At 69.0% G+C, this 10,573-nt stretch carries 10 protein-coding genes and 1 pseudogene; 2 read left to right on the top strand and 9 right to left on the bottom strand.

The window, feature by feature from the left end:
* A pseudogene (locus MHZ35_RS15095) lies at nt 1–121 on the top strand (IS481 family transposase); the annotation flags it as partial.
* On the opposite strand, the gene MHZ35_RS15090 reads toward MHZ35_RS15095, so the two are convergent.
* From MHZ35_RS15090 to MHZ35_RS15055, 8 genes are all read right to left on the bottom strand, one after another.
* A complete protein-coding gene (locus tag MHZ35_RS15090) occupies nt 118–1,158 on the bottom strand; it encodes a glycosyltransferase family 4 protein (RefSeq protein WP_239436396.1) in 1,041 nt (346 codons plus the stop codon). The pseudogene MHZ35_RS15095 and the gene MHZ35_RS15090 overlap by 4 nt on opposite strands.
* The gene (locus tag MHZ35_RS15085; protein ID WP_239436395.1) at nt 1,155–2,018 is read right to left on the bottom strand and encodes a UDP-2,3-diacylglucosamine diphosphatase; all 864 of its coding nucleotides are present in this window, start codon (nt 2,016–2,018) and stop codon (nt 1,155–1,157) included. Before MHZ35_RS15085 ends, MHZ35_RS15090 begins: the two co-directional genes overlap by 4 nt.
* A 114-nt stretch (nt 2,019–2,132) precedes the next feature.
* Nucleotides 2,133–2,420, bottom strand: coding sequence for a DUF3325 domain-containing protein (locus tag MHZ35_RS15080; protein ID WP_239436394.1), 288 nt, complete (start codon nt 2,418–2,420; stop codon nt 2,133–2,135).
* Nucleotides 2,417–4,006: a PepSY-associated TM helix domain-containing protein gene (locus MHZ35_RS15075; RefSeq protein ID WP_239436393.1), complete on the bottom strand. Its 1,590-nt coding sequence runs from the start codon at nt 4,004–4,006 to the stop codon at nt 2,417–2,419. Before MHZ35_RS15075 ends, MHZ35_RS15080 begins: the two co-directional genes overlap by 4 nt.
* Entirely contained in the window at nt 4,003–4,317 is a 315-nt protein-coding gene (locus MHZ35_RS15070; protein WP_239436392.1) for a DUF3649 domain-containing protein, read from the bottom strand. The genes MHZ35_RS15075 and MHZ35_RS15070 overlap by 4 nt, the downstream gene beginning before the upstream one ends.
* 137 nt (nt 4,318–4,454) lie before the next feature.
* Entirely contained in the window at nt 4,455–5,780 is a 1,326-nt protein-coding gene (locus MHZ35_RS15065) for a PepSY-associated TM helix domain-containing protein (RefSeq protein WP_239436391.1), read from the bottom strand.
* A gap of 11 nt (nt 5,781–5,791) precedes the next feature.
* Nucleotides 5,792–7,837, bottom strand: coding sequence for a TonB-dependent receptor (locus tag MHZ35_RS15060; RefSeq protein WP_239436390.1), 2,046 nt, complete (start codon nt 7,835–7,837; stop codon nt 5,792–5,794).
* A gap of 54 nt (nt 7,838–7,891) precedes the next feature.
* Nucleotides 7,892–8,446: a hypothetical protein gene (locus MHZ35_RS15055; protein ID WP_239436389.1), complete on the bottom strand. Its 555-nt coding sequence runs from the start codon at nt 8,444–8,446 to the stop codon at nt 7,892–7,894.
* Nucleotides 8,447–8,539: 93 nt separating this feature from the next.
* Between MHZ35_RS15055 and MHZ35_RS15050 the strand changes: the two genes are divergently transcribed.
* Entirely contained in the window at nt 8,540–9,598 is a 1,059-nt protein-coding gene (locus tag MHZ35_RS15050) for a PLP-dependent cysteine synthase family protein (RefSeq protein WP_342453534.1), read from the top strand.
* A 165-nt stretch (nt 9,599–9,763) separates the two neighbouring features.
* Here MHZ35_RS15050 and MHZ35_RS15045 read toward each other — a convergent pair whose 3' ends face one another.
* Nucleotides 9,764–10,558 (bottom strand): SGNH/GDSL hydrolase family protein, encoded by a 795-nt coding sequence (locus tag MHZ35_RS15045; RefSeq protein ID WP_239436388.1) that lies wholly within the window; start codon nt 10,556–10,558, stop codon nt 9,764–9,766.
* Nucleotides 10,559–10,573 lie beyond the last annotated feature (15 nt).

Genomic DNA, 10,573 nt, shown 5'->3' with positions numbered 1-10,573 from the left:
CCGCCGGCTCAAGACGCTCAGCGGCCTCACACCCTACGAATACATCGCCAAGATCTGGACGTCAGAGCCAGACCGGTTCATCGTCGATCCGATCCACCAGATGCCGGGACTGAACACCTAGCCCGCCAGGGCCTCCCGCTCGATAGCGAGGTGGGCGAGGAACTGGTCGGTGCACGTCGACCACCCGTAGCGGCGGCCCTCGGCTGCGCAGGCGTCGCGGTCTGCGGTGAGCGCGATGCGGATCGCGCTTGCCAGGTCCCGGTCCACTGCGCCGATCCGCCGGCCGCCCAGACCGCTGCCCTCGGGCCCCAGGATGTCGATCGGCCCTTCGACCGGGAAGGCGGCAACCGGCGTGCCGCAGGCCAGCGCCTCGATCATCACGAGGCCGAAGGTGTCGGTGCGGCTGGGGAAGACCAGCACGTCGGCCGCACGATAGGCCTCCGCAAGCGCCGCCCCGTGCAGCGTGCCGAGGAAGCGCGCTTCCGGATAGCGGGCCGCCAGCATCGGCCGCGCCGGACCATTACCGACCACCAGCTTGGTTCCCGGAAGGTCGAGCGCCAGGAAAGCCTCCAGGTTCTTCTCCACCGCGACGCGCCCGACATGCAGCATCACGGGCCCGGTCGTGCGGCGCAGCGCCGATCGGGGGGCGCCAGGGTGGAAGATCGCCGGGTCCACGCCGCGGGACCACGGCTTCGTATGGCGAATTCCTTGCGCCGCGAGCCGCGCAGACACGGATGGGGTGGCGGTCAGCACGGCGCTGGAGGGCTGGTGGAACCGCCGGAATGCGGGCCAGAAGCACCGCGCCGGCAGATGTGTCCGCAGCGCCAGATAGTCGGGGAAGTTGGTGTGGAACGACGTGGTGAAGCGCTGGCCGCGATCGAGGCACCAGCGCCGCGCCGCCCAGCCGAGAGGGCCCTCGGTCGCGATGTGCACCGCCTGGGGCCGGAACTGCTCCAGCCGGTGCGCCACTGCCCAGGACTGGCCAAATGCCAGGCGGATCTCGCGATAGCCTGGGCATGCCCAAGTGACGAACCCGTCCGGGGTCACGGTCTCCACGGTATGACCGCGTCGGCGCAATTCGTCGATCGTCGCGGCGAGGGTGCGGACGACGCCGTTCACCTGCGGGGCCCAGGCGTCGGTGACGATCGCGATCCTCATGCCGGGACCGCCATGCCCGCGCGCGCCGCGGCAGCGACTGCCGCCTCGGCATGCCAGTCGATCAACTCCATGCGGCCGTCGGCGTGCTCCACCAGCGCGGTGCAGCTCTCCACCCAGTCGCCGTCGTTGTAATAGGTCACGTCGCCGATCCGACGGATCTCCGCGGTGTGAATATGCCCGCAGACCACCCCGTCGACCCCGCGTTCGGCGGCGGCATGGGCGACCGTCTCCTCGAACCGGGAGATGAAGCTCACCGCGTTCTTGACCCGGTTCTTGGCGTAGGCGGAGAGCGACCAATAGGGCAGGCCCATCCGCCTGCGGCCCGCGTTCCACAGCCGGTTCGCCTTCAGCAGCAGCGTGTAGGCATGGTCGCCCAGGAAGGCGAGCCAGCGCGCGTAGAGCACCACGCCATCGAACTGATCCCCGTGCAGCACCAGCAGGCGGCGGCCATCGGCGGTGGTGTGGATGTCCTCGTCCAGCAGTTCGACACCGCCGAACTCCAGCCCGACATAGTCGCGGAAAGCCTCGTCGTGGTTGCCCGGCAGGTAGACAACGCGCGTGCCGCGCCGGGCGAACTTCAGAATGGTGCGGACCACGTCATTATGGCTGGCCGGCCAGTACCAGCCTTTGCGGATCTGCCAGCCGTCGACGATGTCGCCGACCAGGTAGAGCGTCTCGCATTCGACGGAGCGCAGGAACTCCACCAGCGCGCGGGCGCTGCTGCCGGGCGTGCCCAGATGGACGTCGGACACGAACACCGTCCGAAACGCCCGCCGCGGCGCCTCGGGCGTGTAGGACTCGGGTTCGGCGATCCAGGCGGGAAGGGTTTTGAGGGCGGGGGCGAGTGCGGTGCGCGGCATGTGCGAACTCCCATCGTCGGGCCGACGGGAGCTTTAGGGCAGACAGGCTACAGGCTCTTTGCAATCGGGTGACGCCGCTGTCATCGCCCGGTCACCTGCGTGTCACGGATGAAGTCAGTGTACGTGCCGCCGGGCCTGGATGCGAAAGGCGAGGTGCAGGACCGCAGCGGTCGCGCCCAACGTGCAGGCTCCCAGCCATACGATCAGGCCATAGCCCCAGCCGAAGGCCAGTACCGCCAGTGCGGTGCCGAGCGCGATGCCGGCCCAGCCGGCGATCCGCAGGCGCCGGCTCGCTAGGCGGGGCAGCATGCGATGGAGCAGGGGGCCCTGGTGGCGCGGCAGGCCGTGCATCAGGGCGCTGAAGCTCAGCGCCGCGACCAGGAGGAGCAACAGGTGGATCATGCGAGTGCGAGCTCCTTTGCACGCGGCGCGCGAACACCGGTCGCCTTGAACGTGCTGCGGTGGACCTTGCGCGCGCTCCACCCGAGCGCCGCTGCGATGGCGAGCATCACCAGATCGAAGCTCGGGAACAGCCAGTCGCCACCGGCGATGCTCGCGATCGGATTGCGCGACGTGGTGACGGCATTGACCACCGGAATGGCGGCATAGAGCACCGCGCCGGCTGTCAGCACCTCTACCCAGGCGCGGCGGGCGGGCCGGGCGATCGCCCACACCAGCGACGCGCCCCAGACGATGAACATGCTGTGGATTTCCCACTCCGCACGACTATCCATCTGCACCGGCAGCAGGCGGTTCGCGAGGAAATAGGTCGCCATGCCCGCCATCAGCCCGCCGATCGTCGCAATGTTGAGGCGTTCTACCAGACGGAAGCCGAAATGCGGTCGGGCAGGGTCGGGCAGCTTCGCACGACGCTTCACCGTCCACAGCACCAGGCCGCTGCCGACCATGATCGTACCGCCCACCCCGGAGAGAAAGTAGAACCAGCGGAGGCCGATGTCGGCGAAGCGGCCGGCGTGAAGGCCGACCATCACGCTTTCGGTCGCCGCCGCGCCGCCCTGGTCCGGGCTCGACGATACCAGCGTGCCGGTTTGGCCCGAGAAGGTGAGGGACGGCCCGCGCGTGCCGATGCCGCTTCCCATCGCGCGGACCAGCGTCACGGTCGCGGTGGTGTCGCCCGGGTTGGCGACGGTGACCACGCCCACATCGGCACCGTTCCAGCGGCGCCGCGCCTCCGCGAACATGGGCGCGATCGGTGCCATGGCTGCGGCGATTCCCGAGCGCTCGACCGGTGGAGCCTCTCCCCGCAACTGCTGATAGTAGCCGGTCGGCTCCGCATAGTTCGCGGCAATGCCCCAGGGCATGTACAGGACGGCGAGCGTCACCAGCCCGGTATAGGTGATCATCAGGTGGAACGGCAGCGCCATCACCGCCGTGACGTTGTGCGCGTCGAGCCAGCTGCGCTGCCCCTTGCCGAACCGCAGCAGGAAGAAATCGACGAAGATCTTCTTGTGGGTGATGATGCCCGAAAGAATGGCGACCAGCATGAACATCGCGGCGATGCCCACCAGGTAGCGCGCCCACAGCACCGGCATGTAGTGAAGGTCGAAGTGGAAGCGGTAGAGGAAGAAGCCGCCCCGCGTCTCGCGTGCGGAAACCTTGTTGCCCTCACCGTCGAGCACCGCCTGCGTGTCGCCGCGTCCGCGCCCGCCGCGCCCACCGCGCTTGCCCGGCGCGCCCGCCTTTTCGCCGGGAACCCAGAACACCGTGGTCTCGGCCCCGCGTGCGCTCGGCAGCGTGATGTACCAGCTGCGCGCGTCTCCGGCATGCTCGCCCAGCCAGCGCACCGCGCCCTGGGCGGATTGCACGGTGGAGGGATGGCCGCTCACTTCCGGCCGCATCCAGCGCGTGATCTCGTCCTGGAAATAGGCGGCCGTTCCCGTCGCGAACACCGCGAACAGCAGCCAGCCGAACAGCAGCCCGGTCCAGGTGTGCAGCCAGGCCATGCACTGGCGGAACCCGTCCTTCACAGCCGGCCTCCCGACGCCAGCGAGAGCCAGAGCCCGCCTCCCAGCAGGACGGCGGCGGCGATCAGCCCCGCCCAGAGCTTCCAGGGGGAGCGAACGGCAAAGGCGGTGAGTGCGATCACCGGAAAGATCGCGAACGCCAGCAGCGTCGAGGCCATCGTCGCCTGCGCCGGCGCGATCGGCCAGGTCCGTGCGAGCAGCCCCGTGGCCAGCGAGGTCACGACATAATTGCCCAACGTCGCCGCCACGATGCGGGCGCTGAGCGCCAGCGACTGGCGGCGACCACCGTTGTGCTTGGCAGCGGCCGAGCTCACCGGCCGCTGTCCGGAGCGAGGACGCGAGGGAATGCCGCCGCGAACGGGACAGGACGTGCAGCCTGAAGGCAGCCGAAGGACACGATCACGGTAATTCCCCACTCCGCTATTGCGTGTGGTTCTCAATAAAGCGCCCGTCACAACTGTAAAGGCTCCGTGCGAGCCATTCGCAAGAATCCTTCGATCCCGAGTGCCACCAGCATGGTGAGCCCCGTCAGTGGAAACAGGATGCCGGCTACCGCCATCATGACGAGAAGCGCCCGGGCCGCGCGGCGGTTCGGGTGGCGGGGCGGGGCGGCAAGCGTTCCGGGCGCGCGCCGCTTCCACCACATGGCCGCGCCGGTGATCGACAGCAGCACCACGGCGATGCATCCGAACAGCATCAGCAGCCGGTTCGGCTCGCCATATTCCTCTCCCTTGTGCGTGGCGATGCCCCACTCGACAAGCTTTGCGCCTGCGCCGAAGCCGGGAAAGCGCGCGTCCTGCAGCACGCGGCCGCTGCCTGCGTCCAGATAGAGCGCGCGCCCGTCCTCCGCCCGGCGGATCGTCTTCGAGTAAAGGTAGGGGGCGCCCGGCGCCGCGGGCAGGCTCAGCACCCATGGCGCCGTCATGCCATGGCGGGTCGCCAGCGCCACCGCCCGGTCGATACCGATGTCGCCGTGGCTGCCATGCGGCATCGGCGCCTCCTGCAGCGACCAGGGCAGGGCCTCGGCCACGTCATGGCCCGCGTGGGCGCCGTGGCCTGGCATCGCGCTTGCCTGTGGCGGCTCGGGGCGGCCGAGCCCCTGGCTGGCGATCGTGCCGCGCAGCGCATTGCCCCAGGTGCCGGTCCACGGCATGCCGGTGATCGCCAGGAACAGCACCACTGCGCCAGCGACGATGCCGATCGCGGCATGGAGATCGCGCCAGAACAGGCGTCCTGCCGGAGTCCCCCGCACGCGCAGGGCGGGGCTGCCGCCGCGCGGCCACCACAGGTACACGCCCGTCACCACCAGCAGGATCGCCCAGCCGCCCACCGCTTCGATCAGCGCGTTGCCGATGGGGCCGGTGAGGATCAGGCTGTGGAGATCGCGCACCGTCTGCAACGCGCCGCCCTTGCGCGTCAGCCCCAGGACGGTTCCGCGATACGGATCCACCCATGCGGTCCGCTGCCTCCCCTCGGGCGTGGTCACCAGCATCCGCCAGCTTTCGGCCGCGCTGGCGGGCCGATCCACCTCCGCCACGACGCCGCGGGTTTCACGGCGCACCCGCTCCACGATGGTGCCAAGCGGGAGCGGCGCAGCCATGGGTTGCACCGTCACCAGGTCGGGGTAGATCAGCCGCTCCAGCTCGGGCTTGTACAGGTACAAGGCGCCGGTGATCGCGAGCCAGCTGAGGAAGGGCAGCACCAGCAGCCCGGCATAGAAATGCCAGCGCCACACTGCGCGATAGAGGCCGCCGGTCGCGGCTGCGGACGTTCCCACGCGCACCTCCCTCAAAACCGCAGCCGCACCGCGCCATACAGCGCGCGCGGGTCCGCAGGGGCGTTGAGCAGCTGGGTGCCGTCCCACCACACATATTCATAGTGCTCGTCGCCCAGGTTCTTCACCTGTGCAGAAAGCTCCACCTGCGGCGTCACTTCGAACGCGACCTCGCCCGACACCACCACATAGGCACCGTATCGGGCGCGATCGTTGTTGGCAGTGAGCTCGTACGAAGACTGGCCGTTGCCCCACAGCGACACGCGCCAGCGTGCGGCCGGGACGAGGTCCAGCCCGCCCGAGAAGAGGTTCTGCGGAACGTGGTCGATCCAGTTCCCGGCTTGGGCCGGGGTGGCGGGATCGGGCGTCCGGATGCGGGCATGCTGGTAGGAATAGGCGCCCCACAGGCTCACCCCCGGAGCCGGGTTCAGGTTCAGCTGCACGTCGATCCCCTGCCGGCGCGTCTCGCCCAGATTGTCGAAGTCGCCGTTGGGATCGTTCAGCCGGCGCTTGATTTCGCCGGTCGCGGTCTGCCGCCACAGGGCGACGCGCCCCTCCAGCCAGCTGCCGCGGGCATATTTCACGCCCGCCTCCCAGCCGGTGTTGATCGACGGCGCCAGGTCGGTCGTCCGCGGCGGCACCTTATAGGCGCCCGATCCCGCGCCGATCTGGAAGGTGCGGCCATAGTTGGCATAGGCGGTCAGCCCCGCCAGCGGCGTCACGGCGACGCTGAACTTGGGCTGGCTGATGGTGCCATAGTCGTTGACGGGATAGCGCGCCCCGGCGAGGCCGTCCTCAAGCGCGCCCGACACCCGATCCACCCGCCAGCCGGGCGTGATCTTCAGCCACGCGGTCGGCTCGATCACTGCCTGGACATAGCCGCCATAGACGGTGAGGTCGAACGCCTGGTCCCGGGTCTGCCGCGTCGCGATCCGACGCTCGGTCAGCCAGCGGCGGCTCTCGTTGTCCTGCACCTGCACGTCGCCGCCCGCTTCGATCTGGAGCCGATGCAGGAACGCCACCTGGGGACGGTAGTGCAGCGTGAGCAGCCCGCCATATTGCGTCTCCTCCGTCAGCCGTCGCTGCTGCGGCACGCTGGCGGAGAAGCGCACGTAGCGGTCGTCGAACTGGGTGGTGACATAGGCTTTGGCAGCGAGGCTCAGCTCGGACGCGACATCCGCGTCGAGATGCAGGCTGTATACCCCCAGCCGCCGCTTGCCGCCGTCCGTCTCGGAGATCGCGTAGGAGGTGGAGCGGTTCTCGGCATTGTCCCGTGCCGTCAGATAGCCGGGCTCCTGCGCCTTCGCCGTCGAATAACGTGCGATCGCGCCAATCGTGGCGCCGCCAAGGTCATAGAACCACTTGCCCGCCAGGTTGGCGCGGCGCAGGTCGGCATGCTCGCGAAAGCCGTCGGTCTGGCGATATCCGACGAAGTAGTTCTGGCTGAAGCCGCTGCGCTCGATGCCGGCGGAGACCTGCCCCTCATAGGTCCCGAACGCCCCCGCCAGCGCCCGTGCGTCCAGGTAGGTGCCGCCGATGCGGGTCAGGATGTTGGCGTTGCCCGCGATGTTGTGGAGCCCATAGCGCGGGTCCGCCGTGCCGCGGACCAGTTCCACCGCGGCGAGGTCCAGCGGCATGACCATGTCGATGAACACCATGCCGCCGTCGTTGGCGTTGCTGGGGATGCCGTCGATCAGCAGCTTGACCGCGTTGATCTCCCCCTCGCCATTGAAGCCGCGGATCGAGAATCGGCCGGAGGTATTGCCCTGGTTGAAGTCGGTGAGCGTCACGCCGGGCAGGCGCGCGAACAGCTCCCATGTATTGTCCACGCTCTGCCGCTGGGCGAGGTCGCCGCCCAGCACGTCGACGGAGGTGAGCACCTCGTCTCCGGAGCGGGGGAGGCGGGTGCCGGTGACGACGACGGATCCCACCGTCAGGCTGGTGTCGGCGGCCGGGGCGACGGAGCGCTCCCGCGGGACGTCGCCGTCGCTCGATTGCGCCGCCGCGGGACAGGCCGCGACGACGAACGCCGCACAGGCGGCGGTTCGAAAGAAAGTCATGCAAATATCCTGATCCGGCGCACCCTTGGGTGCGCCCTTGAAGTGATGAGCGGATCAGGCGGTGGCGGGTGGTCCCCGGAGCGGCGGGCGCAGGAACGGACTGGCGGCGACCGGCGCCCGCACCGGCAGTCGGAAGCCGGCGGCCAGGATGAAGAACAGCGCGATCGCCAGCAGCAGCGGATCGGTCGCGGCAAGCGCTGCGGTCGCGACCCCCGCGAAGGCGCAGGGGGGCTGCTCCTTGGCGGACTCATGCTGCTGGCCGTGGTGCTTACCGGCGCCGGTCATCGCATGGCTGTCATGACTGTCGTGGCTTGCCGCATGGGTGGCCGCCGCGGGCAGCAGCGGGCCATAGCCTGAGCACATGGCAAAGGTCGGGATCCCCGCCGGCGAAGCCACCAGCATGTAGCCGGTCGGGATCAGCATCCGCATCAACAGCGCCGCCACGATCAGCCAGGCGGCCGACCGGCGATGAGCCAGGAGGTGGCGGCGGAACGCGGTCACAAACCCGCTGTACCGGCAGGGCGGAGGCAAGTCACGTGCGGCGCTCTGGACCAGCGTCGATGCCGCGGCATTGACCTGTCCCAAGCCTTGCGCGACGAGCGTCTGCATATTCGTGCCAGAGAAGGATCATTCGTGCTCGGTAACGACACAGCCCCCGGGGAAGTTCATTCGGCTGGACCGCGGGCGGACGATCGCGGCTGGGTGGCGGACGCCATTGCGCGGTTGATGGCCGAGCAGCGCCGTTCCGCCGACACGCACTTGATCGAGGTGCCGCTGTCGGCGGCTGCGGGCGGCGTGCGCCTGTACCTGAAGGACGAGTCGAGCCACCCGACCGGCAGCCTCAAGCACCGGCTCGCGCGCTCGCTGTTCCTTCACGCGCTGTGCAACGGCTGGATCGATGCGGGCACCACGGTGGTCGAGGCTTCCTCGGGATCGACGGCGGTGTCGGAAGCCTATTTCGCCCGGCTGCTCGGGCTGCCGTTCGTCGCCGTGATCCCGCACTCGACCTCGCCCGAGAAGATCGCTGCGATCGAGCATCTGGGCGGCCGCTGCCACAAGGTCGCCGACCCGCGCACCGTCTATGCCGAGGCGGAGCGGATCGCTGCCGAGACCGGCGGCCACTATCTCGACCAGTTCACCTATGCCGAGCGTGCGACCGATTGGCGCGGCAACAACAACATCGCGGAGTCGATCTTCGCGCAAATGGCGCTGGAGGCGCATCCGATCCCGACCTGGATCGTGTGCGGGGCTGGCACCGGCGGCACCTCCGCCACCATCGGCCGCTACCTGCGCTACCGCGGCCACGCGACCCGGCTGTGCGTCGCCGATCCGGAGGGCTCGGTTTTCCACCGCTACTTCGCCGATCGCAGCGTCACCGCCTGGGACGGGCCGATGACCCTGGTCGAGGGGATCGGCCGCCCGCGGGTCGAGCCGTCGTTCGTGCCGAACGTCATCGACCGGATGATCGCGGTGCCCGACGCCGCGAGCTTCGGCGGCGCCCGGCAGCTCTCGGCGGTGCTCGGCCGCCGCTGCGGCCCGTCGACCGGCACCAACCTCATCGCCTGCCTGACGCTGATCGAGGAGATGGCCGCGCGCGGGGAGCAGGGTTCCATCGTCACGCTGCTGTGCGATCCCGGCGAGCGCTACGCCTCCACCTGCTTCTCCGACGAATGGATGGCGAGCCGCGGCCTCGTCTGTCCCGACCAGGCGGCGCGGATCGAGCGCATGGTCGGGCAGGGTGAACGCCAGGCCGGCGTTTGAGGTTCCAAAACGCAGCAAAACCAAAGCGTTCGGCTGCAAATTTCCGTGCTCCTGCGAAGGCAGGAGCCTAGGGTACCGAGCAACACGTTCCATTGTGCTTGACCCTGTATCCCCCACCGGCGCGGGGATACTGAGTCAGCAGGCCCCTTCACCCGGTCCGCGAAGTCACTTCCTCAGCGTCTGCCGGATCGCCTCCAGCGCCACCGGCCGCATTGCCGCATAGCCGGCTGGTGTCGGGTGCACCCCGTCGTTTGCGAACCCCGGCTTCATCGCGCCCTCGGCCGTTGCGAGCGCCGGGTGGTAATCGACATAGGTGAAGCCTTCGGCGGCCGCATAGCGCTTCAGCCATGCATTCATCTCCGCGATCTGCGGCGCCGGGCGTTTGTCAGGGCTCCACGGAAAGGCAGCGGCCGGCGGGATTGAGGCCAGGATCACCTTGATGCCGTTGGCCCGCGCCAGTTCGGCCATGCCCTGGATGTTGCCCTGGACCATCGCCATGGTCGCGGCTCCGGTGTTGCCGGCGATGTCGTTGGTGCCGGCCATGATGTGCACTGCCTTGGGCTTCAGCGCGATCACATCCTCACGAAAGCGCACCAGCATCTGTGGCGTGGTCTGCCCCCCGATGCCGCGGTCGATGCGCCCCTCCTTGAAGAAATCGGGATCACCCTTGATCCAGCCATCGGTGATGCTGTCGCCCAGGAAGACCACGCTAACCGGCTGTCCGCGGACCGCAGCATTATCGCGGTGGTAGCGGCACAGCTGCGCCCAGTCGCGCGTCATCTGGTGCAGCTTGCGCATCTCACGTCCCTCGGGATCGGTCTCCTCGGCACGGCTGGGGCAGGGGTCCGCGACGATCCCCACGAGATCGCTGGCATGCGGATCGCCCGGAAGCTTCACCTGGGCAGAGGCAGGTGCCGCCAGGAGAAGCGGCACCAGGAGCAGACGGACAGCATGGTTCATCACGGGTCTCCGCAA

It is taken from the genome of Sphingomonas sp. ACRSK, assembly GCF_022346685.1.
GTDB classification, from domain to species: domain Bacteria; phylum Pseudomonadota; class Alphaproteobacteria; order Sphingomonadales; family Sphingomonadaceae; genus Sphingomonas; species Sphingomonas molluscorum.
The sequence above is the reverse complement of the archived record's forward strand: the minus strand, read 5'-3'. Positions and strand labels throughout refer to the sequence as shown.